Here is a 24,626-nt window from a genome sequence, read left to right as displayed (position 1 = left end):
GCAAGCTGGTGGCTCGCAGCTCGACGACGTGCGGCTGAATAGCCTCTGATTTCGGCACGCGCAGCACGTGACTCTGTCGTGCGCGGCCAGCGCCGCGCATCGTGCATTTAGCAAAGGCTCTCGAAGATAGCGGCAATACCCTGGCCGCCGCCGATGCACATCGTGACGAGCGCATACCGTCCGTTGATGCGCTGCAGTTCGTGCAACGCCTTGACGGTAATGAGCGCGCCCGTCGCGCCGATCGGATGGCCGAGCGAAATGCCGGAACCGTTCGGGTTCACCTTCGAGGGATCGAGACCCAACTCTTGCGTGACGGCGCACGCCTGGGCCGCGAACGCCTCGTTCGCTTCGATCACGTCCAGATCGCCGATGGAGAGGCCTGCGCGTTGCAGCGCGAGACGCGTCGCCGGCACGGGGCCGATGCCCATGTACTGCGGATCGACGCCGGCGTGCGCATAGGCGACAAGCCGAGCCATCGGTGCGATACCGCGCTGCGTGGCCGCATCGCGCGACATCAGCAGGACAGCGGCGGCCGCATCGTTGATACCCGATGCGTTGCCGGCCGTCACCGTCCCGTTCTCCTTCGCGAAGACGGGCTTCAGCTTCGTGAAGTCGTCGGACGTGGCGTCGTTGCGCACGTGCTCGTCGGTATCGAACGCAACTTCGCGGCCCTTGACCGTGCGCGTCATCGGCATGATCTGACTCTTGAAGCGCCCTTCGGCAATCGCGCGTTCGGCGCGGCGATGCGATTCGAGCGCCAGCGCGTCCTGCTGCTCGCGCGAAATGCCGAACTTGCGCGCGACGTTTTCCGCCGTCACGCCCATCGGCACCGTGTGGAAAGGATCGTCCAGCGCACCGAGCATCATGTCGATGAGACGCGAGTCGCCCATGCGCGAGCCGAAACGCGCGTCGGTCGAGATGTATGGCGCGCGGCTCATGTTCTCCGCGCCGCCGCCGATTGCGACGTCGGCATCGCCGAGCATGATGGTCTGCGCCGCGGACACGATCGCCTGCAGGCCTGAGCCGCACAGACGATTGACGTTGAAAGCGGGCGTCGAGTCGGGGATGCCGGCATCGATGGCGGCGACGCGCGACAGGTACAAGTCCTTCGGCTCGGTGGCAATCACGTTGCCGAACACGACATGCCCGACATCCTTTGCATCGACGCGGTTCCGTGCGAGCACTTCGCGCACGACGGCCGTACCCAGTTCGGTCGGCGCGAAGTCCTTCAGGCTGCCACCGAACTTGCCGATCGCTGTACGCACGCCGCCTATGACCACCACTTCCCTGCTCATAGTTTTCTTCTCCACAGTTGACGCGTCTTTTCGACCGGGCGCGGTTGCACCCGTCGGGGACTCACATGTTCGGATAGTTCGGACCGCCGCCGCCTTCCGGCGTGACCCACACGATGTTCTGCGTCGGGTCCTTGATGTCGCAGGTCTTGCAATGCACGCAGTTCTGCGCATTGATTTGCAGGCGGTCTTCGTTTTCGTCCGTTTTCACGAATTCGTAGACACCTGCCGGGCAAAAGCGCGCTTCCGGACCTGCGTAGGTTTGCAGGTTCACCTTGATAGGCACCGACGGGTCTTCCAGCGTCAGATGCGCGGGCTGGTTCTCTTCGTGATTCGTGTTCGAGATGAACACCGACGACAGCCGGTCAAATGTGAGCTTGCCATCAGGTTTCGGATAGTCGATCGGCTTGCACTGCGACGCCGGCTTCAGCATCTCGTGATCCCAGTGCTGATGATGCAGCGTCCACGGCACGTTGCCGCCCAGCAGCTTCTGCTCGATGCCGACCATCAGCGTGCCGAGGTACAGGCCCTTGCTCATCCACTGCTTGAAGTTGCGTGCTTTGTGCAACTCGGTGTGCAGCCACGAGGTCTTGAACGACTCGGGATACGCGGCGAGTTCATCCGACTGACGGCCGGATTGAACCGCATCGAATGCGGCATCGGCGGCGAGCATGCCCGTCTTGATCGCCGCGTGCGAGCCCTTGATCCGCGAGGCGTTCAGAAAGCCCGCGTCGTCGCCGACCAGCGCGCCGCCCGGAAACACGAGCTTCGGCAGCGACATCAGCCCGCCTGCCGTGATCGCGCGTGCACCGTACGACACGCGCTTGCCGCCTTCGAGAAACTTGCGGATTTCCGGATGCGTCTTGTAGCGCTGGAATTCCTCGAACGGCGACAGGTATGGATTCGAATAGCCGAGACCGACCACGAAGCCCACCATCACCTGATTGTTGCTCGTGTGATAGAGGAACGAGCCGCCGTACGTCTGCATATCGAGCGGCCAGCCGGCCGTGTGGATCACGAGCCCCGGCTTGTGCTTCGCGGGATCGATTTCCCACAGTTCCTTGATGCCGATGCCGTACACCTGCGGATCGGCGCCGTCACGCAGTTTGAATTTGTCCGACAGTTGACGCGCGAGATGCCCGCGCGCGCCCTCGCAGAACAACGTGTACTTCGCGTGCAGTTCCATGCCGAGCTGGAAGTTTTCCGTCGGCTCGCCGTCCTTGCCGATGCCCAGGTTGCCCGTTGCCACGCCCTTGACGGAGCCGTCGTCGTTGTACAGCACTTCCGCCGCTGCAAAGCCCGGGAAGATCTCGACGCCCAGCGCTTCGGCCTGCTGACCCAGCCAGCGCGTCACGTTCGCGAGGCTGATCACGTAGTTGCCGTGATTCTTGAAGTTGTCGGGGAGCGCCCAGTTCGGCACGGCCCTGGCGCCCGTTTCGGAGAGGAACAGGAAGCGGTCTTCCGTCACTTCAACCTCCAGAGGTGCCCCTTTTTCCTTCCAGTCCGGCATCAGTTCATTCAACGCGCGCGGGTCCATCACCGCGCCCGAGAGGATGTGCGCCCCGATTTCAGAGCCCTTTTCGAGTACGCACACGCCGATCTCCACGCCCTTTTCCGCCGCGCGCTGCTTGAGCCGGATCGCCGCAGCGAGACCCGCAGGTCCGCCGCCGACGATCACGACGTCGTATTCCATCGACTCGCGCGGACCATACTGCTCGATCCATCCCTGCGACGGATCGACTTGCTGGTTTGCTGTCATGCGTGCGTCCCTGCTTTAGAACTGATCTTCCGACAACGCCAGCACGCCCTCCGCACCCTTCGCGCTGACGATCGACGCCTCCAGCGCGACTGCCTGCGGCAACACATGTTCCGCGTAGAACTGCGCGGTGGCGATCTTCGCGCCGTAAAACGACGGGTCATCCGCGTGCTTCTGCTGCGCGACGAGCATCGCGCGCGCCATCTGCCAGCCACCGAGCACGATGCCCGCGAGCTTCAGATACGGCACGCTGCCCGCAAACACCGCATTCGGATCGCGCTTCACATTTGCGACGACAAAGGCCACCACCGATTGCAACGCATCATGTCCACGCGACAGGTGCTTATGCATCGCCCCGAACGCCGCGTCATCGTGCTGCTTCAGCGCTTCGACGGTCTGCGCGATCTCCGCGAGCAGTGCCTTCGCGACCGCGCCGCCATCGCGCACCGTCTTGCGGCCGATCAGGTCGTTCGCCTGGATCGCCGTCGTGCCTTCGTAGATCGGCAGGATGCGCGCATCGCGGTAGTACTGCGCCGCGCCCGTTTCCTCGATGAAGCCCATGCCGCCATGCACCTGCACGCCGAGGCTCGCCACATCGATCGACAGCTCCGTGCTCCAGCCCTTGACGATCGGCACGAGGTACTCGTAGATCGCCTGATGTTCGGCACGCTTCGCGTCGTCGGGGTGACGGTGCGCGAAATCGCAGTGTGACGCCGCGACATACGCGAGCGCGCGCGACGCCTCCGTGAGCGCGCGCATCGTTGCGAGCATGCGGCGCACGTCCGCATGCTGGATGATCGACACCGCCTGCTTCGCCGAGCCATCGACGGGCCGGCTCTGCACGCGTTCCTTCGCGTATGCGAGGGCCTTCTGGTACGCGCGATCCGACACGGCGACGCCCTGCATGCCGACGGCAAAGCGCGCCGCGTTCATCATGATGAACATGTACTCGAGGCCGCGATTCTCCTCGCCGATCAGATGACCGATCGCGCCACCGTGATCGCCGAACTGCAGCACGGCCGTCGGACTCGCCTTGATGCCGAGCTTGTGTTCGATCGACACGCAATGCACGTCGTTGCGCTCGCCGGGCGAGCCGTCTTCGTTGACGATGAACTTCGGCACGATGAAAAGCGAAATGCCCTTCACGCCTTCGGGCGCATCCGGCGTGCGCGCGAGCACCAGATGGACGATGTTCCCGGCCATGTCGTGCTCGCCCCACGTGATGAAGATCTTCGTGCCGAACAGCTTGTACGAGCCGTCGCCCTGCGGCTCGGCGCGCGTGCGCACCAGCGCGAGATCCGAGCCCGCCTGCGGCTCGGTGAGGTTCATCGTGCCCGTCCACTCGCCGGAGATCAGCTTCGGCACGTAGGTACGCTTCTGTTCTTCGCTGCCTGCCGTGAGCAGCGCCTCGATCGCGCCGTCCGTCAGCAGCGGGCACAGCGCGAACGACAGGTTCGACGCGTTGAGCATCTCGATGCAGGCCGCCGCGATCAGCTTGGGCAGCCCCTGGCCTTCGTACTCGACGGGATGCTGCACGCCCTGCCAGCCGCCCGCGGCGAACTGGCGAAACGCATCGGCGAAACCGGGCGTGGCCGTGACCACGCCGTCCTTCCAGCTGCTCGGGTTCCGGTCGCCTTCGACGTTCAGCGGCGCCAGCACTTCGCCGCACAGTTTCGCGGATTCTTCGATCACGGCCTGGGCCGTTTCAAGGCCGGCCTCTTCGAAGCCGGGCAACTTTGCAATGTCTTCGATGCCGCTCAGTTCGCTGAGCACGAAAAGCATGTCTTTGACGGGGGCGGTGTAGCTCATGGTGATTCGTCCAATCAAGCGGTCGATGGATAACTGCCACGACGCCCGAAAGGAAATGGCCAGGCCGTGACACTGCAAACGATCGTACCGGCATATGCCGCGCACAAGCTGTCCAAAGTTGCCCACCTACTGACAAATCTGGCCATGGCGAGCGGGCGAACCTGCGCCGCTCGGAGTTCGGTATGCGCCATAGGCAACTACGCACCATTTGATGCCCCGTCAGTCAGTAACCATCCGTGTGGAAGCACCATCCATCGCTGCGATCGCTTCGGAGCCTGGCGTCCAATGCTCGACGGTTACCTGGCTCGGCCCGTGCGAAATGCCGACCGGTCGCCGCAGCGTCTCTCCTACGCGGCTTGTTGGGTGTCCGTCGATCGGTCGTTGCATCTTCGGCATACGCCGCGCTTTGCCGGATCTGTCTTGCGCAATCCAACCGTTTCTCCATCGACGAAAGCGCCTGGCCGCTCGTCACAGGGCGACGATCATGCAGACGGCCGAAGCCGTCGCCACGAGCCTGTCGCCTTGCCACAACTCGCCATTGGCATTGCACACGCCGCGTCCGCGGCGCACCAGCGTCGCGCGGCCCAGCAGCCGGCCGGCACTCGCGGGCCGAAGGAATGTCGTGTTGAGGCTGAGCGTCGCGCAGCGTTCGCCCTTCGCCAACGTCGACGTGACGAGCGTAGCCGTGACGTCGTCGAGCATCGCGGACAACATGCCGCCCTGCACATGTCCCGCCGGATTCAGGAACGCCGGCGTCCCGGCGTAAGCGATTTCGATCGCGTTATCCGCAAGCGACACAAACTCGCCGCCCAGCGTCGTCGTGATGGGCGGCGCCCCTCCGTTGCTGCCGTATATCCGCCGGCCCATTTCGGTATCGTCGATTTTCATGCGTCAGTCACCTTGTTGTCGGGCACGAAGCCAGGCCATCGGAGCCGTCGTGTCTCACCGGCCTATTCGCCTCGAAACACCGGCTTGCGTTTTTCCTTTCGCGCGAGCACGCCTTCGCGCAGATCGTGCGAAGCATCCGCACGGGCGACGTCGCGCGCAAACTCGTCTTTATCGAGCGTCCCGTCTGCGATCCGGTTCAGATGCTTCTTCATGCCGAGCAGCGCAAGCGGCGCCATGCCCGCCAGCTCGCCGCTCAGACGCTCCACTTCATCGCGCAACGCCGCGGGCGCCACGACCGAATCGAGAAAGCCGCATGCCTGCATCTGCGTGGCATCGAGCGTCGCGGCCGTGAGCAGCAGCTTTTTCGCCATGTTCAGACCGAGCCGGGACACATAGCGCTGCAAGCCGCCGCGATAGAACAGCAGGCCGAGGCGCGCGGCAGGCACGAACATCTGGCTCGTTTCGGTGCCGATGCGAAAATCGCAGGCGAGCGCGAGATCGGTCGCGCCGCCGTACACGCCGCCGTTGATCGCGGCGATCGTCACCGGGCGCGCGTACTCCAGTTCATTCGCGAGCGCCTCGAAGTTCGCCCCCGCGTTGCCGTCCGCGAGCCGGCCGATGTTGAAGCCGGCGCAGAAGTTGGGACCTTCGGCGCATAGCCGCAGCACGAGCACGTCAGAACGCGCGTTGACCTCGCGGATGAAGCCGCGCAGCGTCGCGAGATCTTCGGGGTCGAGCCGGTTCGCCATCTCGGGGCGGCGCAGCGTGATCGTCGCGATCGGACCGGCGACGACGAGTTCCGGCGCGAGGCCGGATGAACGAGCGGAGGGTTGGTCGGACTTCTCGGTCATTGTCGGCTCAGTGGAAGTTGTAGATCTGCATGGTCGTCTCGCCGGCCTCGATGCGCTTGCAAATCGCTGCCTCGTCGGCCTCGCGCTTCGCGGCCCTCCCGACGATGTCGGCCGCCCGCGCGCGCGGAATGGCGACGACGCCGTCACGGTCGCCGACGATCAGATCGCCCGCGTTCACCGTCACGTTGCCGATCATCACCGGCTCATTGATCCAGCCGATTGCGCCGTAATCCTTGCTGGTGCCGCGAATCGACAGCCCGCGCGAGAACACCGGAAAGCCGATCGCTTCGAGCAGGTCCGCATCGCGCACGGCGCCGTCGATCACGAGGCCCGCGAGCCCGCGCGCCTTCGCGGCCGTGGTCATCACTTCGCCCCAGTAGCCGTGCTCGTACACGCCGCTCGCGTAGACCATCAGCACGTCGCCCGGTTGCGCGAGCGCGATGGCCCGATGCAGCCAGAGGTTATCGCCGCCCGGCGAATGCACGGTCACGGCCGTGCCGCAGATCCTGAAGCCAGGCGCCACCGGCTTGATCGCGGAGGGCAGCGCGCCGGTCTTGCCGCCCGCTTCGTGCAGTGTCGCCGCAGGGAGCCCGCGCGCCGTCTCGACCACGCCCGGCTCGACGCGTTGTATGGATGTGCGGATCGTCGCCGCCGAATCGTGTTCTCTCATGATCATTTCCCCCGCGTCTGCAACTGGTGGTACTTGAACTGCTTGCGCGCCTCATCCAGACGCATGCCGTCGCGGCAGGCTTCGCGTATCGCTTCCTCCGCGTGATGAATGGCCTCCGCCGCGTCGAGCACGGCCTCTTCGTGTTCACGCGGAATCGCGATCACGCCGTCGGCGTCGCCGCGCAGGATGTCGCCGGGCTGCACGCGCGCGTCGCCGATATTGACGGGAATGTTGGTCGCCTCGACCTGCACGCGGTCCTTGCCGGTGCGCATCCAGTGATCGCGGCTGAAGATCGGGTAGCCGAGCTTCAGGCACAACGCGACATCGCGGCAGATGCCGTTGATCACCGTGCCCGCGAGACCACGGCGGTGCGCGATCTCGGTCAGGATATCGCCCCACACGGTCGCGTCCTCGCGCCCGCCGTTGTCGAGCACGACGACCGCGCCGGGCGGCACGTCGTCGATATAGTCGCCCACGGTGCCGGGCGGATTCGCGGCCGGACCGTACTTGAGCGTCCAGGCCCGGCCCGCGAGCCGGAAGTCCGTGCTGCGCGCCTTGATCCTGTAGCACTGACCGTTGATGCCGAGCTTGTCGAGCGCATCGGAGAGCGTCGCCGTGTCGAGCTTGCCGGCGCGTTCGACGTTGCGGTTGTCGTCGCGGTTGTCATCGCGTTCGACGTTGCGGTTGTCGTTGCGGTTGTCGTTGCGCTTGTCGTTTGCAGTCATGGTGTCGGTTGTTCCGTGAGTTGCGATCGCGCTCATGCGAGCATGTGTTCGTAGTTGCCGCCCATGACCTGGCCCACGGGCGTGCCTGAAAGAATCGCCTTCGCCATCGCGGCTTCCTTCGCGACGATGATCTCGGCGGCTTCGAGCACGCGCTCGATGTCGCCGGCGCGAATGAAGATCACGGCGCTGTTGTCGGCCATGACGTAGTCGCCCGCTTCCACCGTCACGTCGCCGATCTGCACGGCCACATTCGTACCCTGCTCGACGACGCGCCCTCGCGCCGTGCGCGCCGTGGTCGCGCGGCTGAACACGGGCAATTCGTAGTCGACGGCTTCGTCGATATCGCGCACCGGCCCGTCGGCCACGACGCCCGCGACGTCGCGTACTTTCGCGGCGAGCGACAGCAGGCCGCCCCAGCAGCCGGCCTCGACGCCGCTGCGCTGCTCGACGACGATCACGTTGTCGTTGTCGGCCTGTTCGATCGCCGTGCAGCCGAGATGCACGGGCGGTCCGGGCGGCGGTTCGCCCGTACCGAGCTTCACGGTGATTGCGCGGCCCGCGATGCGGCCCGCGCCGGCACGCTGCGGCAGTCCGCTCACGACACCGGGCAGCTTGAGTTTGTCGAGCGCGTCCGAGACGGCGCAGCAATCGAGCCGGCGCAAGCGCTGTACGTTTTGGTCAGCCATAGGGTTCTTCTCCGTAAATTTCACAGCAGGCCGGGTCACGCCAGCGTGCGCCACGCGGCAAAGCACAGCCCTGTACCCGTCAGCGCGGGGCTGCGATAGCCCGGCGTGTACGACACCCATTCGAGGTCGAGCGACTTCACCGCCTCGACGGCGATGATCCAGTTGCGTATCTCCGAGCTGCCCGCCTGAAGCTGCTTCGGATCGAGCGCGGCGAGCCACGCGCTGTCCTTGCGGCGAATTGCGTCGATGATGCCGAGGTCGAGTTCCTCGTCCACCACGAAGTGCGAGAGCCCACCCGATGCGAGCACGCCCACGCGCAGGTCTTCCGGATAGGCTTCGATCAGCTCGCGCAGCGCGGCGCCGAGCTGAATGCAGCGGCGCGGCGTCGGCTGGTTCGGCGGATCGAAGGTGTTCACGATCACAGGGATGACGGGCAAGTCGAGACCCTGCAAATAGCGTCGATGAATGAACGAGAACGCATGGCCCTCGTACTGGCCGCGCTCGAGGCCATTCATCGCCGCGATGTCGAAGTCGCGCTCGCAGAGCTCGCGTATCATCCAGCGCGCCATCGCGGACTGGACGGGATAGTGCACGTCGGCATCCGGCTCCTGACGCATCGTGCGCGCGCGTGCATACCAGCTGTCGTTCGGGCTCGTCTCGCGCCTGGCATTGCGGATCGTCTCGCCGTAATAGATCGCGAAGGCCGGATTGTTCGTGGTTCTGAACAACTCCGTCTGATCGTCGCCGACAACAAAAAGCACGTCGAGCTTCGCGGCCCGAATGCGCTCGCGCAATTCATCCATTGCCGCTTCGGCCTGATCGAAGCGTTCGCCCATGCGCTCCGGTGTGACGAGCGCGTCTGCGACGGCGGGCGCGCGTTCGAGCAGGTCGCCGTAGGTGACGTGATTGCCCGCCTTGTCGAAGTAATGCGGATTCTTCGGGTCCACCGCGCGAAAACCGTGCTGCCAGTCTTCGCGCTGCGACACCAGCATGATGCTGTGCGACGAGCCGAATGCGGCTACGAGGCGTGCCATTTCGTCTCCTTTCGTTGTGTGTTGTGTGTTGCGTGTCGGTGTTGTCTGTTGCGCCGCGTTCAGACGACGAACGCCGCGCGCCACTGTTCGATCTGCTCGTCCGCGTAGCCGAGTTCCCGCAGAATGGCGTGCGTGTGCTCGCCCTGCCCGGGTGCCAGGCGCGGCGACGCCTCGCGCGGATAGCGCGACAGCCGGAACGGCTGACCGACGAACGCGCCCTCTTCAAGGCCCGGCAAATCGACGGGCCAGGCCATGCCGAGATGCTTGACCTGCGGGTCCTCGAACACCTCGTCGATGCGGTGAATCGGGCCGCAAGGCACGCCGGCCTTCAGCAGGATGGCCGTCCATTCGTTTGTCGTGCGGGTCTTGAAGACTTCGCTGACCGCCCGATTCACGGCGTCGCGATTCGCCACGCGAGCAGGATCGGAGTCGAAGCCCGGCGCGCGCGCAAGATGATCGAGACCGAGCGCCTCGCACAAGCGTGTCCACATCGTCTGGCCGATCGCGGCGAGATTGAGGTAGCCGTCCTGGGTCGCGAATACGCCTGTCGGCACCGTGAGGGGATGCTCGTTGCCCACCTGCTGCGGCACCTGCTTGTCAACGAGCCATTGCGCGGCCTGAAAGTCGAGCATCGCGATCTGTGCTTCGAGCAGCGAGGTCTGCACCCACTGGCCTTCGCCCGATGCTTCGCGTTCGAGCAGCGCGGTCAGGATCGCCATCGCGCAGAAGTGCCCCGCGCACAGGTCCGCGATCGGAATGCCCACGCGCATCGGACCTTCGCCCGGTTTCCCCGTCACGCTCATGAGGCCGCCCATGCCTTGCGCGATCGAGTCGAAGCCGGGCCAGTTCGCATACGGGCCGTCCTGGCCGAAGCCCGAAATGCTCGCGTAGACGAGGCGCGGATTGATCGCGCGCAGCGTGTCCGGACCAATGCCGAGACGGTCCTTGACGTCGGGCCGGAAGTTCTCGATGAACACGTCGGCGCGGCGGACCAGATCGAAAAGAATCTCGCGGCCCGCGGGATCTTTCATGTTGAGCGTGAGGCTTTCCTTGTTGCGATGCAGGTTTTCATAGTCGGCGCGATTGTGGTCTCGCCCGCCGATCATGTCATCGCCGCCCGGCGCACCGGGCGGAATCTCGAGCTTGATGACGCGCGCGCCCATGTCGGCGAAAAGACGCATCGCGGTCGGACCCGCGCGCACACGCGACGCATCGATGATCGTGAAGCGCGACAGCGCGCCTTTGCGCGCGGTGGCCGCTTGCTGGTTATCGCGCTGGTTATCGCGCTGGTTATCGCGCTGGTTATCGTTACATTCGACGTTCATGAGCGCCCTCTCTCTCAGGATGCGGTGAACATGGGAACGGGATAGCCGCCGTCGCTCGGCTTGAACACGACCTGCACGCGATGGCCGATTGCAAGCGTGGCCGGATCGCAATCGACGAGATTGGTCAGCATCGTCACGCCTTCGTCGAGCGTCACGTAGGCGAGCGTGTAACGGGCGTCGTCCTTTCCCATCGTGCTGTACGAATAGATCTCGCCCTTGCCCGCCGATTCGACCCATGCGGTGTTCGCGCTCAGGCAGTGCGGGCAGATGTCGCGCGGGTAGTAGTGCGTCTCGCCGCAATCCGTGCAGCGCTTCACGAGCAGACGCCCTTCCTTTGCCGCTTCCCAGAACGGCAATGCCTCGGGCAGCGCGCGCGGCGCAGAAATGCGGCGTGGACCGCCAGGCTTTGAGGGCGTGTATGGAGGCCGCGTGACAGCATGATTTGCGGCTTGATTTGCAGCCTGATTTGCAGCCTGATTTGCGGCTTGATTTGCAGCCTGATTTGCAGCCTGATTTGCAGCCTGATTTGCAGCCTGATTTGCGGCCTGATTTGCAGCCTGATTCGAGGCCGCGTTCGCGGCTTTATCCGCTGCTGGATTCTGATTAGTCGTACTCATCGTCAAGTCCGTTCCAAAATAAGCGTTCCAGCCGTATGACGCGACGCAAGCGCGCCGCCGATGCCGTTCGCGAGCGCGAGGTCGCAGTTCGGCACCTGCACGGCGGGATGCGCTTCGCCGCGCAACTGGCGCACTGCTTCGATGACTTTCGTGACGCCGCCGCGGTTGGCGGGATGGTTGTTGCACAGTCCGCCGCCGTCGGTGTTGAACGGCAGTTTGCCGACGCCCGAAATCAGGCCGCCGTCCTGCACGAACCGGCCGCCCTCGCCTTTCTTGCAGAAGCCGAGATCCTCGAGTTGCATCAGCACCGTGATCGTGAAGCTGTCGTACAGCGACGCGTACTTGATATCGCCCGGCGTGACGCCCGCCTCCGCGAACGCCGCCGCGCCCGACCATTTCGCGGCCGACCAGGTCAGATCGATCTTGCCGCCCGCCGCGTGCTTCGGCGCTTCGCCGCTGCCGCGCACCTTGACGAGCGGCCGCTTGAGCTGCTTCGCAATCTCGGGACGCGCGACGATGAGTGCGCCGCCGCCATCGCTCATCACGCAGCAGTCGAGACGATGCAGCGGATCGGCGACCATCGGCGAATTCATCACATCCTCGACGGTCACGACGTTGCGCAGCATCGCGTGCGGATTGTGCTGCGCGTGATGCGAAGCCGCGACCTTGATCCACGCGAGCTGCTCGCTCGTGGTCCCGTATTCGTGCATATGCCGCTTCGCGACCATGCCGTACAGATTCTGCGTGGACGGGCCGAACGGAAGCTCGAACTGCACGTCGGGCGCGTCGGGGTCGGGCGCCTTGAGCGCGAGCGCGGCGCCCGCCGCACGCGGACGTCCCGCCAGCGTGATCAGCGCGACGTTGCAGCGGCCCGCCGCGATCGCCTCGGCCGCGTGCGCGACATGCAGGATCGGCGCGGACCCGCCGCATTCCGTCGAATCGACGTGGCGCAGTTTCAGGCCGAGATATTCGGCGATCGTCGTGGTGCCGAGGCCCGGCGCGTCGCCCGCGCAGAAATAGCCGTCGATGTCGTCCTTCGTCAGGCCCGCATCGTCCAGCGCGCCTTTCGCGACATCGGCGTGCAGGCGCGCGACGGAGAGATCGTCGGCCTCGCGCGTCGGGTGCTCGAACGCGCCGACGATATACGCTTGTCCGTTCAGGCTCATGCGGCCTCCCGCGCGAGACGCTGCGCCGTGAATCGGTTCAGATGCCAGCTCGCGTCGCCGTAGGTCATGTTGATCGCGAACATCCGCTTCGCGTAGTGGCCCGCGCGGCACTCTTCCGTCATGCCCATCGCGCCGTGCAGCTGGATCGCCCATTCGCCGGCGCTCTTGCAGGTCTCGCCGATGAAAACCTTCACGGCCGACACGAAGCGGCTGCGACGCGCCGCATCGTTCGCGTCGACGGCCATCGCGGCGGCGCACGCCATCGACCGGGCCTGTTCGAGCGCGATCAGCATGTCCGCGATGCGATGTTGCAGCGCCTGAAACTTCGCGAGCGGCGCGCCGAATTGCGTGCGCGTCTTCAGATGCTCGGTCGTCAATTCCAGCAACGCCTCCAGCGCACCGACCGATTCCGCGCACAGCGCGGCGTTCGCACGGTCGAGCGCGGCTTCGATCAACGCGTGCGCCGCGCCCGCGCCGCCGATCAGATCGGCCTTGCTCACGGCGACGTTGGTAAAGCTCACGTGCGCGGCTTCACGCGCGTCGATCGTCGCGAAGCTGCGCAACGCGATGCCTTCCGCTTTCGCGTCGACGAGAAAGAGCGACAGGCCATGCGCGTCGCCGCGCTCGCCCGACGTGCGCGCGGCTACCACGAACGCGTCCGCGATCGCGCCGTCGAACACGAGCGTCTTCGTGCCGTCGATACGCCAGCCGTCGCCCGTTTCTTTCGCGCGCACCGGGAGGCGCGTGACGTCATAGCGCGCATCCGCCTCGCCGATCGCAAGCGCGAGCACCTTCTTGCCCGCTGCGACGGCTTCCAGCCATTGCGCGCGCTGCTGTGCGCTGCCTGCCGCGCCGATCAGCGCGGCAGCCGGCAGCCCGCTCGCAAGCCATCCTGCGCCGCCCAGCGCGCGGCCCAGTTGCTGCGCGACGAGCATCGTCTCGACGGCACCGCAACCGCTGCCGCCGTGCTCCGTATCGATGACGAGCCCCGTCACGCCGAGTTCGGCGAGCGCCTCGCGACGTCGTGCGGCGAGAGCCGGGTCTTCTGCATTGCCACGCTGATGCGCGGGATATTCGCCGTCGCAGAAGCGGCGTACCGCGTCTTGCAGCGCGACGTGATCTTCAGTGAGAGAAAAATCCATAGTGGGTCGTGTCCCGCTTCAAGCGTTGAAGAACGCGCGGCTGATCAGATTGCGCTGCACTTCGTTCGTGCCGCCGTAGATCGACAGCTTGCGTGCGTCGAAGTAATTGGTCGCGACGGCGATCAATTCCTCCGGGCTCGGCGGCTCGTGTCCCGCGTGGTCGAGCAGCGCGGCTTCGTCGAATGGAATGCCGTCGGGACCGGCGATCTCCGCGAGCAGCGCGTAGATCGCCTGTCGCAATTCCGTGCCGCGCACTTTCAGCATCGACGCCTCGACGGCGGGCACACGGCTCTGCTGATTCGCGCTCAACATGCGCAAGCCGGTGAATTCGAGCGCCATCAGTTCGATTTCGAGGCGGCTCACGCGCGCTTCGAAAAGCGGGTCGCCCGCGAGTCCCTGCTGCCTCGCGAGCGTCTTGACGCGCGCAAGCTGCTGCTTGCACGAACCGACGCCCGCGATGCCCGTGCGCTCATGACCCAGCAGGTACTTGCCGTACGACCAGCCTTTGTTCAGTTCGCCGACGAGGTTCTCGACGGGCACGCGCACGTTGTCCAGATAGACCTCGTTGAGGTCGGTGCCGCCTTCGAGCATGCGGATCGGGCGCAGTTCGACGCCCGGCGACTTCATGTCGATGAGCAGGAACGAAATCCCTTCCTGCGGCTTCGCGTGTGGATCGGTGCGCACGAGCGCGAACATCATCTCGCACCAGTGCGCGTACGACGTCCACACCTTGTGGCCGTTCACGACGAAGTGATCGCCGTCTTTGTCCGTGGCCAGCACGGCCGTGGTCCGCACGCTCGCGAGATCCGAGCCCGCGCCCGGCTCCGAGAAGCCCTGTGCCCACCAGGTTTCGCTTCGGCGGATCGCGGGCAGGTAGCGTGCCTTCTGCTCGGGCGTGCCGAACGCATGCAGCACGGGACCGAGCATGTTGATGCCGCTCGCGATGATGCGCGGCGCGCCTCCCACCAGCGTTTCCTCGTCGAAGATGTAGCGTTGCAGCGGCGTCCAGCCCGGGCCGCCCGCCTCTTTCGGCCAGGACGGCGTGATCCAGCCGCATTCATGGAGCCGCATGTACCACTCGACATAGTCGGCACGCTCCAGCCGCAAGCCAAGCTCGACCTTGCGCTTGAGCCCGGGCGACAGGTTCTGCCTGACGAACTCGCGCACCTCGGCGCGAAACGCCTCGTCCTCTGCGGAAAATTCCAGTCTCATGGGTTCATTGTCCTTATGACGAGTGCGCGCCATCGCGCGCGCCGCACACGACGAGCGCATCGAGCGCGAGCACGCGATCGGGATACGCGACGAGCGGGTTCACGTCGATTTCGGTGATCTGCGGATTCGCACGCATCTGCGCGCCGATCGCGGCCACCGCCTTTGCGATGGCCGCCACGTCGACGCCAGCGGCACCGCGCACGCCGTCGAGCAGCGCCGCGGCCTTCAGGCGCCGCAACTCGGCGACGATGTCGGCTTCGGCCATGTCAGCGGGAATCAGGCGCACGTCCTTGAGCGCTTCGATCCAGATGCCGCCGAGGCCGACCAGCACGACGGGGCCCCACTCCGGGTCGCGCTTCGCGCCGACGACCAGTTCGAGGCCGCGCGGCTCCATCGCCTCGACGAGCGCGCCGTCGAGTTGCAGACCAGGCCGATGCGAGGCCACGCTCGTATGCAGTGCGTCCCAACCTGTGCGCAGCGCGTTCGCATCCGCGAGTCCGACGATCACGCCGCCCACGTCGCTCTTGTGCGGCAGCTCGCTTGCCTGCGCCTTGAGCACGATGGGATAACCGATTTCATCAGCGATCCTGAGCGCTTCGTCGAGCGTCGTTGCGAGACGCCCCGGCGGGACGGGCAGGCCGGCGGCGGCAAGCCATTGCTTGCCCTGATACTCGGCGAAGATGCCGTTGGCGGGCACAGGACCCGGTAGCGCAATCGCTTCGGGTTGCGCAGTCGATGCGCGGCTCGCGCGCTGTAGCGATTCGCCGTAAGCGGCCACGCGCGCGCAGGCCCGCAGCGCGCGATCCGGCGAGCGGAAGAACGGCACGCCGCTCGCGGCGATTGCGTCGACGAAGAACGGCTCGAGCGGATTGTTGTCGCCCATCACGGCGAGCACGGCCGGCTTGGTCGCGCGCGCGAGCGCTGGCACGAGGTGATCGGCCTTGTCGCGCTGCGCGATCGGCGGGCCGCCCATGATCGACACCACGAGGCTGCCGACGTTGGTATCGGCGAGCATCGTGTCGATCAGTTCGCCGATCAGCCCAGGGTTGCGCACGCCGATCGTCGTGTAGTCGAGCGGATTGTCGGCGACCGCGAAGTCCGGCAGCAGCTCCGTCAGTTTCTGGAGCGTCGATGCCGTCAGCGGCGGCAGTGTCAGGCCGATGTCGTCCGCGAAGTCGAGCGTGATGTTCTTCACCGCGCCCGACGCCGTCATCACGGCCGTGCCTGCTGCGGGCGGCACAGGGAAATGCGCGAGGATGGTCGTCGTATCGAACAGCTCGTCGAGCGAATCAACCACCACTACGCCTTCGCGCGCGAGCAGCACGCTCGCCGTCGCATGATCGCCCGCCAGCGCGCCCGTATGCGACTGCGCCGCTTCACGCGCCCGCGCGCTCTTGCCCGGCATCAGCATCACGATCGGCTTGCCGGCTGCGCGCGCTTTGCGCGCCAGCGCGACGAAGGTCTGCGGGCGGCGCACCTGCTCGGCGTAGACGGCGATCGCGCTCGTCTGCGGATCGGCGATGAACCACGCGAGGTAGTCCTCGATGCCGAGCACCGCCTCGTTGCCCGTCGAGACCGCAGCCGTGATCGGTTGCCCGCGGCCCATGAACGCGTCGCGCAGGTTCGCGGCCATCGCGCCGCTTTGCGCGACCACGCCGACGCCCTTGCGCCCCGCGCACGGATACGGCGCGATCGCCTCGAAGGTGACGGGCACGCCGGCCTCGAAATTGGTGAAGCCCATGCAGTTCGGGCCGACCAGCAGCATGCCCGAGGCGTCGGCGGCTTGCGTGAGGATTTGCTGTTTCGCGCGGCCTCCGTCGCCCGCTTCCGCGTAGCCCGACGCGAAGATCACCGCCGCGCCCGTGCCACGCGCGCCCAGCGAGCGCACGGCGTCGAGCACGCCCGCTTCCGGAATGGCGAGCACGGCGAGATCGATGCCTTCGGGCAGCGCATCGACGCTTTCCACGCACGCGCGGCCGTTGATCTCTTTGCTGCTGCGCGACACCAGATGGATCTCGCCCGCATAGCCAAAACGCTCCAGGTTCTGCAGCACGAAATTGCCGAACGCGCGAGGGTCGGCGGACGCGCCGACGATCGCTATCGAACGCGGCTTGAGCACGCGTTCGACGGGCAATACGCCAGACGCATCGGAGAGTGACTTGTTCATCAGGTCATGCCTCTTCTTGATAGAGACCCCGGACTTCGCACGCCAGGATCAGTTCGGATGTTGACCATTCTGGCATACACAAACGCCGTTCTCAATACACCAGAACCTTTTTTACCATGCTAGTGTTTTCCCCTACGTTCATGCCAAAGATCCACGCACCGCCAGTTATCTATTTGATTTTTCGTGATTTTTGGAATGGTCACGAGAAAATCGCGTCGAGCCATGACAGGCATTCTGCAAATTCTATATTGAATGCCACAACTACATATTGGTATATTTCAACCGTCCGAACACGACTCGTGACCCCATGAAACCTGTAGTCGACTTCTCCGTCGAGCATGAAAGCGCAACGCACGACGGGCAGCCGGTCGCGCCGCGCACCCGGGCCAGTCTCGCGAACGACATTCGCGAGGCGTTGCAGGCCGAGATCGAGACGGGCCAGCTCGCGCCGGGCATGCCGATCGACGAGCGCGCGCTCGCCGCGCGCTTCAACGTGTCCCGCACGCCCGTGCGCGAGGCGCTCCAGCATCTCGCGGCGCGCGAGCTGGTCGTGATCTCGCCGCGCCAGGGCATTGCCGTCGCGCGGCTGTCGATCGCGAAGGTGCGCTCGATGCTCGAGTACATCGGCGAACTGGAGGCGCTGTGCGCGCGCTTCTGCGCAAGGCGCGCAAGCGATGCGCAGCGCGAGGCACTCGACCGCGCGCTGATGGCCTGCCAGCAGGCCGCCGTCGAGGGCGATGCGAGCGAGTACGCGCGCGCCAACGCGGCATTCCATGACGCGATCTACGAGGGCAGCCGCAACGAGTGCCTTGCCGGGCAGATTCGCGCGGCGCGGCGCCAGTCGGAGCGCTATCGCGTGGCGGATCTGAGCAATCGCCGCCAGATCAGCCGATCGCTGCAGGAGCACTTCGAGATTGCCCGCGCGATCCAGGCCGGCGACGAAGCGAAGGCCGCCGACGTGATGCGGCGCCACGTGCCGGCGGGCACGACCGGCTTCTCCGAGTTCCTCGCCGCCGTGCCGCGCCACTTTTTCGACTTCGGCGCGGAGTAGCAAGCCGAGCCGTCCACCAACAGATTTAACGGAGACAACATGCCTCGCTCCATCGACGTCCCCGGTCTCGCGCACAACGCTCCGATTCCCGTCGGCGCGCGCGTTGCCAACGTGCTGTGCTCGTCGGCGATCGCCGGCAAGGACCCGGCGACGGGCAACCTGGCCGCCGATCCCGCCGACCAGGCACGGCTCGCGTTCGACAACCTCCGGCGCTTTCTCGATGCAGGCGGCGCGACGCCCGCCGACGTCGTGAAGCTCACGGTCTACGTGAAAGACGACTCCGTGCGCGAGCGCATCAACGCGCACTGGCTCGCGCTCTGGCCCGACCCGGCGCAGCGGCCCGCGCGCCATGTCGTCGTTCACGACCTGCAGCACGGCATGGCGCTGCAACTCGAAATCCTCGCCGTCGCGTGCTGAGCGCCCGGCGGTTCCTTCCAACGCAACGCAACCGCTTACCACAGAGGTCCCAACGTGATCATCGATTCCCACGCCCACGTCGTCATGCCGCCCGAGAGCTTCCGCTACATGGCCGAGCTGATCGGCGGGCGCGCCAATCCGTCGACGAAGCCCAACGTGCCGGACGCCTCCGTGCGCAAGGTGGCCGAAGAGCTCGTGCGCAGCATGGACGCCGTCGGCACCGACGTGCAGTTCATCTCGCCGCGACCCTATTTGCAGATGCATTCCGTCAAGCCCGCGCGCGTCACCGAACTCTGGTCGCGCCACTGCAACGATCTGGTCGCGCGCTTCGTCGAGATGTTCCCTGACCGCTTTCGCGGCGTAGCGGGTCTGCCGCAGTTCATGAACGAATCGCCCGCCGTGCGCGCCGTCGCGGAACTGCAGCGCTGCGTGAAGGAACTGGGCTTCGTCGGCTGCCTGCTGAATCCGGACCCGACCGAATCCGAAGGCCCGACGCCGCCGGGTCTCGGCGATCCGTTCTGGTATCCGCTCTACGACGCAATGACGGCGCTCGACGTCCCCGCGCTGATCCACTCGGCGGGGAGTTGCAGCCCGCGCGAGTCGTACACGCTGAAGTTCATCAACGAGGAAAACATCGCGGTCATTTCGTTGCTGGAATCGGATGTGTTCCAGAAGTATCCGGGACTGAAGATCGTGGTCGGCCACGGCGGCGGCGCGATTCCTTACCAGATGGGCCGCTTTCGCGCGTGGGCGGTGCGCCGCAATCATCCGCAGAGCTTCGACGAGCAGTTGCGCAAGCTCTACTTCGATACCTGCAACTACTCGAAGGAGTCGATCGAGCTGCTGCTCAAGGTGGCGGGCACCGACAACGTGCTGTTCGGCACCGAAAAGCCGGGCACGGGTAGCGCGCGCGATCCCGTCTCGGGCCGCGACTTCGACGACATGAAGCCGGTGATCGACAGCATCGAATGGCTCACCGACGAGCAGCGCAGGAACGTGTTCGAGTGCAACTGCGCGCGCGTCTATCCGCGCGCGTTCCGCCATTACCAGGAGGCCTGATCATGGCGATGACCGTCGAAGAGAACGACCTGCTCACGCGCGTCGAACGCGGCGCGCCGATGGGCGAGATGATCCGCCAGCATTACTGGATTCCCGCCGTGCCGTCGGCCAGGCTCGAAGCGGATGGCGCGCCCGTGCTCATGCGCCTGCTCGGCTCGGACTACGTGGCGTTTCGCACGACGGATGGCCGCGCGGGGCTGATCGACGAGCGCTGCCCGCATCGCAAGACGTCGATGATGATGGCGCGCAACGAGCACAACGGCCTGCGCTGCATCTTCCATGGCTGGAAGGTGGACGTCGAGGGCAAGGTCGTCGAGGCGCCGAACCAGGTCGGCGATCAGGCGCAGTTCTGCAAGCGCGTGAAGACGAGCCAGTACGGCGTCGAGGAACGCGGCGGCATCGTCTGGGTGTGGCTCGGCAAGGGCGACACGCCGCCGCGCTTTCCCGACCTGCCCTTTACGAACCTGCCCGCCGACCAGCGCTCGGTGACGAGCGTCGAGGTGCCGACCAACTGGGTGCAGGGCGTGGAGGCGTCGATGGATTCGTCGCACGTGGGCGTGCTGCACGAATCGACCACGCAGATCACGGCGGGCGGCGGCAACGAGCGCATGCACATGACGAAAGCGCTCGCGCCGCGTCTGGAATTCGAGGAGCGGCCGTACGGCTATCGCTACGCAGCGCTGCGCGATCTGCCCGACGACAAGGTGTATGCGCGCGTGAACAACTTCGTGATGCCGTGGTACGGCATCATCTGCGCGCCGGATGCGAACGGACCGAGCACGGTGTTCTTCTCGACGCCCGTCGACGACGTCACGCATCGCGCGTGGTTCGTGCACTTCAACCCCACGCGCAAGCTCGGCATGACGGTGATGTCGGCGACGCCGGATGTGTGGAATTTTCCGCCGCTGCCGCCCGGCACGCGCGAGACGGCCTTCGGCCAGAACCGCGACCTCATGAAGCGCGGACACGCGACGGGCTTTCATCAGCATCTCGGCACGGAAGACTTCGCGATGTTCCTCGGCCAGGGCCCGATTGCGGACCGCACGAACGAGCAGCTCTGCTCCGCCGACGGCGCCGTGCTGCGTGTGCGCGCGCTGCTGCTGAAGTCCGCGCGCGAGTTCATCGCCGGCAAGACGCCGACGCTCGCCGACAACCCCGAACTCGACTACTCGCGCGCGATCTCGATCGGCGGCGTGGTGCCGGCGGGCACGGACTGGCGCGTGCTCGCCGAAACCGCTTAACCCGAAATGACTTCGACGCTGGAATGACTTCGATGCTTGCTCCCATGCTGCTCACGCTGCGCGTCGCCGCGATCGACGCACCGACTTCGCTGATCAAGACGTTCACGCTCGAAGCTGCGGACGGCGCGCTGCTGCCCGGCTTCGAGCCGGGCGCGCACCTGCAGGTCGAAATTCCGTCCGCCACGGGTGGCGGGGGCGGCGCGCCGCAGTGGCGCTCGTACTCGCTTATCCATATGGACACGCGCGCCGATCCGCGCGACGGCGTGCGCGCGTACCGGCTCGGCATCCGTCGCGAGGACGGAGGCCGTGGCGGCTCGCGCCACATGCACGCGCTCGAAGCGGGCGCGACGCTCAACGTCCGCGCGCCCGTCAATCACGTCCCGCTGGCCGCGCCGCCGCGCGTGCTGCTGATCGCGGGCGGCATCGGCATCACGCCGATCGTCTCGATGGCCGCCTCGCTCGTCGCGCAGCGACGCGATTACGAGTTGCATTTCAGCGCCCGCACGCGCGACGCGTTGCCGTTCGTCGACGAGCTGCGCGCGCTCGCGGGCGAACGGCTCGTGCTGCACGCCGACGACGATCCCGTCACGCGCCTGTCCGTCGACGCGTTGCTCGACGATGCGCAGGTGAACCAGCCGATCTACGTGTGCGGCCCGGCGGGCATGATCGACGCGGTGCTCGACGCGGCGCGCAAGCGTGGTTGGCACGAATGCGACCTGCACTATGAGTTGTTCTCGGAAGCCGCGCCGCAGGAAGGCGACGCCGCCTTCGAAGTCGAGCTGCGTTCGTCGGGCGAGCGGCTCACCGTGCCCGCCGACAAGTCGCTGCTCGACACCCTCATCGAACACGGCGCCGACGTCATGTACGACTGCCGCTCCGGCTACTGCGGTTTGTGCTCGACACGCGTCTGCAGCGGCGACATCGAGCACCGCGACACGTATCTGTCCGACGCGGACAAGGCGGGCGGCAAGGTCATGCAGGTCTGCGTATCGCGCTGCAAGGGCGGGCGCCTCGTGCTCGACATCTAGGGTCTGCTTGCGTATGAAACGTACATGCGAACGTCCGATCCGGGCTGCAGGGCAAGAAGGAAGGAGCGCCGTTTGGCCCCGCCAAACAGGCGACGATCGACGCCGCCATGCGGCCCGGACCGGACGTTCGCCACAATTGAATTCAGATCAGGGTCGCCCCGCGAAGGGCCGCCCGCGCGTAGTGCTCCTTGCAAATATGCCCCGAAGGAAATCCCCTTGGGGGACGTCCAGTATTTGCTGCGTCGCGATCCTTGCGGGCGGTCCTTCGCGGGGGCAACGCATGAACGTTTCATATGCAAACAGACCCTCAGTCAACGGAACTCCAATGAGCGAAACCCTCGTTACCTATGAACTCGATGGCCCGGTCGCGCTGATCGGCCTGAACCGCCCCGACAAGCGCAACGCGATCAACGACGACCTGATCGCGCAACTGCGCGAGGCCGTCGTGCGCGCCGGCGAAGAGGCGGATGTCGGCGTGCTGTTCGGGCACGGCGGCAATTTCAGCGCGGGCCTCGACCTGCGCGAGGCGCTCGCGCGCGCCACCGGACAGAGCGCGCCGCCGCGCAAGCGCCGCCGCCACTCGTGGCACGAAGTGTTCGACATCATCGCGCGCGGGCCGATTCCGTTCGTCGCGGCGCTGCACGGCGCGGTGGTCGGCGGCGGGCTGGAGCTAGCGACGGCCGCGCATGTGCGCGTCGGAGACGACACGACGTTCTTCGGCCTGCCCGAAGGCCAGCGCGGCATCTTCGTGGGCGGCGGCGGCACGGTGCGCATCCAGCGCGTGATCGGCTACAGCCTGATGGCGGACCTGATGCTCACGGGACGTCTGCTGTCCGCCGAAGAGGGCTTGCGCGAGCACGTCATCACGTATCTGACGCCCGCTGGCGCAGCGCTCGGCAAGGCGAAAGAACTGGCCGCGAAGATCGCGCAGAACGCGCCCGACACCAACTGGCGCATCACGAACCTGCTGCCGCGTGTGAACGATCTCTCGCACGAGGACGGCCTCTTCCTCGAATACATGAGCTCGAACATGGCGCGCTCGCCGGAGTCTGCGAAGCGCCTGCAGGAATTCGTCGACGGCAAGGCGAAGCCGCTCGAGCGTCCCGACACTCACAAGACCACGGCATGAGCCGGGTATGAGGCGCAACGAATCATGAACAACGCAAACGAACTGAATCCGCAAGAAGAAGCCGCGCGTGAAGCGGCGCTCGCGCACGTCAAGGCAGCGGAGCGAGCCGCCGCGCAAATTCCCGTCGGCGATGCCGCGCCGCGCCCGATTGCACACGCTGCCGTGATCGGCGCGGGCACGATGGGCGGCGGCATCGCGATGGCGCTCGCTGCCTCGGGCATCCCCGTCACGCTCGTCGATGCGAGCGACGAAGGCCTCAAGCGCGGCCTCGCCCGCATTCGCGACAACTACGACAGCAGCGTGAAGCGCGGCAAGCTCGACGCCGCAGTGCGCGACGAGCGCATCGCGCGCATCACGGGCTCGCTCTCGATCGCCGACGTGAAGCGCGCCGATATCGTGATCGAAGCGGTATTCGAAGATCTCGCGCTCAAGCAGAACATCTTCCGCGAGCTCGACCGGCATGCGAAGCCGGGCGCCGTGCTCGCCACCAATACGTCGGGTCTCGACATCGACGAAATCGCCGCCGTCACGCAACGCCCCGCCGACGTGGTCGGCGCACACTTCTTCAGCCCAGCGCACGTGATGCGCCTGCTCGAAGTGGTACGCGCCGCACGGACCGCTGACGACGTCATCGCGACGCTGATGGATCTAGGGCGCCGGATGGGCAAGGTATCGGTGCTGGCTCGCATCTATCCGGGCTTCATCGGCAATGCGCTCTTTCGCAACTACAACCGCGAAGCGCACTTTCTCGTCGAGGACGGCGCGTTGCCGCACGAGGTCGACGCGGCGCTCAAGGACTTCGGCTACGCGATGGGCATCTTCGCCGTGCACGACATGGCGGGCAACGACGTGGGCTATCAGACACGCAAGGCGCAAATGGCGACGCGGCCCACGGACCGCCGCTGGAACGACCTCATCATGAAGCTCGTGGAGATGGGCCGCCCCGGCCAGAAGAGCGGCAAGGGCTGGTATCGCTATGAGCCGGGCAGCCGCGAGCCGCTGCGCGATGCCGACCTCGAGCGCTTCATCGTCGAGGAATCGGGCCGCCTCGGCATCGCGCGGCGCCCCATTTCCGCAGACGAGATCGTCAAGCGCTGCGTGTACGGCATGATCAACGAGGGCGCGAAGCTGCTGGAACAGGGCATCGCGTTGCGCGCGAGCGATATCGACGTGGTCTATGTGACGGGTTACGGCTTCCCCTCTCATCGCGGCGGTCCGATGTACTACGCGGACCAGATCGGCGTCGCCGATGTCTATCGCGACGTGAAGCGCTTCTACGACGAGTATGGCTACTGGTGGAAGCCGGCGCCGCTGCTCGAAAAGCTCGCGGCGACGAATGGCCGGTTCGCCGATCTTTGATC

Annotated in this window: 22 protein-coding genes; 7 read left to right on the top strand and 15 right to left on the bottom strand. The window is 66.0% G+C overall.

The window, feature by feature from the left end:
- Positions 1-107 precede the first annotated feature (107 nt).
- From bktB to AB4Y32_RS36395, 15 genes are all read right to left on the bottom strand, one after another.
- Positions 108-1,295: a beta-ketothiolase BktB gene (bktB, locus tag AB4Y32_RS36465; protein ID WP_368725932.1), complete on the bottom strand. Its 1,188-nt coding sequence runs from the start codon at positions 1,293-1,295 to the stop codon at positions 108-110.
- Between the two features lie 61 nt (positions 1,296-1,356).
- Complete coding sequence (locus AB4Y32_RS36460) at positions 1,357-3,051, bottom strand: electron transfer flavoprotein-ubiquinone oxidoreductase (RefSeq protein ID WP_368725931.1); 1,695 nt, start codon at positions 3,049-3,051, stop codon at positions 1,357-1,359.
- A gap of 15 nt (positions 3,052-3,066) precedes the next feature.
- Positions 3,067-4,857, bottom strand: coding sequence for an acyl-CoA dehydrogenase (locus AB4Y32_RS36455; protein ID WP_368725930.1), 1,791 nt, complete (start codon positions 4,855-4,857; stop codon positions 3,067-3,069).
- A 468-nt stretch (positions 4,858-5,325) separates the two neighbouring features.
- Positions 5,326-5,745: a PaaI family thioesterase gene (locus tag AB4Y32_RS36450; protein WP_368725929.1), complete on the bottom strand. Its 420-nt coding sequence runs from the start codon at positions 5,743-5,745 to the stop codon at positions 5,326-5,328.
- 62 nt (positions 5,746-5,807) lie between these two features.
- The gene (locus tag AB4Y32_RS36445; RefSeq protein ID WP_368725928.1) at positions 5,808-6,596 is read right to left on the bottom strand and encodes an enoyl-CoA hydratase/isomerase family protein; all 789 of its coding nucleotides are present in this window, start codon (positions 6,594-6,596) and stop codon (positions 5,808-5,810) included.
- A gap of 7 nt (positions 6,597-6,603) precedes the next feature.
- The gene (locus tag AB4Y32_RS36440; RefSeq protein ID WP_368725927.1) at positions 6,604-7,266 is read right to left on the bottom strand and encodes a 4-carboxy-4-hydroxy-2-oxoadipate aldolase/oxaloacetate decarboxylase; all 663 of its coding nucleotides are present in this window, start codon (positions 7,264-7,266) and stop codon (positions 6,604-6,606) included.
- 2 nt (positions 7,267-7,268) lie between these two features.
- Entirely contained in the window at positions 7,269-7,991 is a 723-nt protein-coding gene (locus AB4Y32_RS36435) for an RraA family protein (RefSeq protein ID WP_368725926.1), read from the bottom strand.
- Between the two features lie 32 nt (positions 7,992-8,023).
- Complete coding sequence (locus tag AB4Y32_RS36430) at positions 8,024-8,677, bottom strand: RraA family protein (protein WP_368725925.1); 654 nt, start codon at positions 8,675-8,677, stop codon at positions 8,024-8,026.
- A 35-nt stretch (positions 8,678-8,712) separates the two neighbouring features.
- Positions 8,713-9,711, bottom strand: coding sequence for a protocatechuate 3,4-dioxygenase (locus tag AB4Y32_RS36425; protein ID WP_368725924.1), 999 nt, complete (start codon positions 9,709-9,711; stop codon positions 8,713-8,715).
- A gap of 59 nt (positions 9,712-9,770) precedes the next feature.
- On the bottom strand, positions 9,771-11,036 hold the full coding sequence (locus AB4Y32_RS36420) for a CaiB/BaiF CoA transferase family protein (protein ID WP_368725923.1): 1,266 nt from the start codon (positions 11,034-11,036) through the stop codon (positions 9,771-9,773).
- Between the two features lie 14 nt (positions 11,037-11,050).
- Positions 11,051-11,392 (bottom strand): Zn-ribbon domain-containing OB-fold protein, encoded by a 342-nt coding sequence (locus tag AB4Y32_RS36415; RefSeq protein ID WP_368725922.1) that lies wholly within the window; start codon positions 11,390-11,392, stop codon positions 11,051-11,053.
- Positions 11,393-11,655: 263 nt separating this feature from the next.
- Positions 11,656-12,819, bottom strand: a complete 1,164-nt coding sequence (locus AB4Y32_RS36410; RefSeq protein ID WP_368725921.1) for a thiolase domain-containing protein — start codon at positions 12,817-12,819, stop codon at positions 11,656-11,658.
- Entirely contained in the window at positions 12,816-13,961 is a 1,146-nt protein-coding gene (locus AB4Y32_RS36405; protein ID WP_368725920.1) for an acyl-CoA dehydrogenase family protein, read from the bottom strand. The genes AB4Y32_RS36410 and AB4Y32_RS36405 overlap by 4 nt, the downstream gene beginning before the upstream one ends.
- Positions 13,962-13,979: 18 nt before the next feature.
- The gene (locus AB4Y32_RS36400) at positions 13,980-15,173 is read right to left on the bottom strand and encodes an acyl-CoA dehydrogenase family protein (protein WP_368725919.1); all 1,194 of its coding nucleotides are present in this window, start codon (positions 15,171-15,173) and stop codon (positions 13,980-13,982) included.
- 13 nt (positions 15,174-15,186) lie between these two features.
- Positions 15,187-17,340 carry an acetate--CoA ligase family protein gene (locus tag AB4Y32_RS36395; protein WP_368725918.1) on the bottom strand — a complete coding sequence of 718 codons (2,154 nt, stop codon included), beginning with the start codon at positions 17,338-17,340 and terminating at the stop codon, positions 15,187-15,189.
- Positions 17,341-17,647: 307 nt separating this feature from the next.
- Between AB4Y32_RS36395 and AB4Y32_RS36390 the strand changes: the two genes are divergently transcribed.
- From AB4Y32_RS36390 to AB4Y32_RS36360, 7 genes are all read left to right on the top strand, one after another.
- Positions 17,648-18,391 (top strand): GntR family transcriptional regulator, encoded by a 744-nt coding sequence (locus AB4Y32_RS36390; RefSeq protein WP_368725917.1) that lies wholly within the window; start codon positions 17,648-17,650, stop codon positions 18,389-18,391.
- A gap of 39 nt (positions 18,392-18,430) precedes the next feature.
- Positions 18,431-18,808, top strand: a complete 378-nt coding sequence (locus AB4Y32_RS36385) for a RidA family protein (RefSeq protein WP_368725916.1) — start codon at positions 18,431-18,433, stop codon at positions 18,806-18,808.
- 54 nt (positions 18,809-18,862) lie between these two features.
- Positions 18,863-19,867, top strand: coding sequence for an amidohydrolase family protein (locus AB4Y32_RS36380; RefSeq protein WP_368725915.1), 1,005 nt, complete (start codon positions 18,863-18,865; stop codon positions 19,865-19,867).
- A 2-nt stretch (positions 19,868-19,869) separates the two neighbouring features.
- Positions 19,870-21,108 (top strand): Rieske 2Fe-2S domain-containing protein, encoded by a 1,239-nt coding sequence (locus AB4Y32_RS36375; protein WP_368725914.1) that lies wholly within the window; start codon positions 19,870-19,872, stop codon positions 21,106-21,108.
- Positions 21,109-21,140: 32 nt separating this feature from the next.
- Positions 21,141-22,136, top strand: coding sequence for a PDR/VanB family oxidoreductase (locus tag AB4Y32_RS36370; protein WP_368725913.1), 996 nt, complete (start codon positions 21,141-21,143; stop codon positions 22,134-22,136).
- Between the two features lie 325 nt (positions 22,137-22,461).
- Positions 22,462-23,265, top strand: a complete 804-nt coding sequence (locus tag AB4Y32_RS36365; RefSeq protein WP_368725912.1) for a crotonase/enoyl-CoA hydratase family protein — start codon at positions 22,462-22,464, stop codon at positions 23,263-23,265.
- A gap of 24 nt (positions 23,266-23,289) precedes the next feature.
- Positions 23,290-24,624 carry a 3-hydroxyacyl-CoA dehydrogenase gene (locus AB4Y32_RS36360; protein ID WP_368725911.1) on the top strand — a complete coding sequence of 445 codons (1,335 nt, stop codon included), beginning with the start codon at positions 23,290-23,292 and terminating at the stop codon, positions 24,622-24,624.
- Positions 24,625-24,626 lie beyond the last annotated feature (2 nt).

Origin of the sequence: Paraburkholderia phymatum (assembly GCF_040965635.1) — a bacterium.
Lineage (GTDB): Bacteria > Pseudomonadota > Gammaproteobacteria > Burkholderiales > Burkholderiaceae > Paraburkholderia > Paraburkholderia phymatum_B.
The sequence above is the reverse complement of the archived record's forward strand: the minus strand, read 5'-3'. Positions and strand labels throughout refer to the sequence as shown.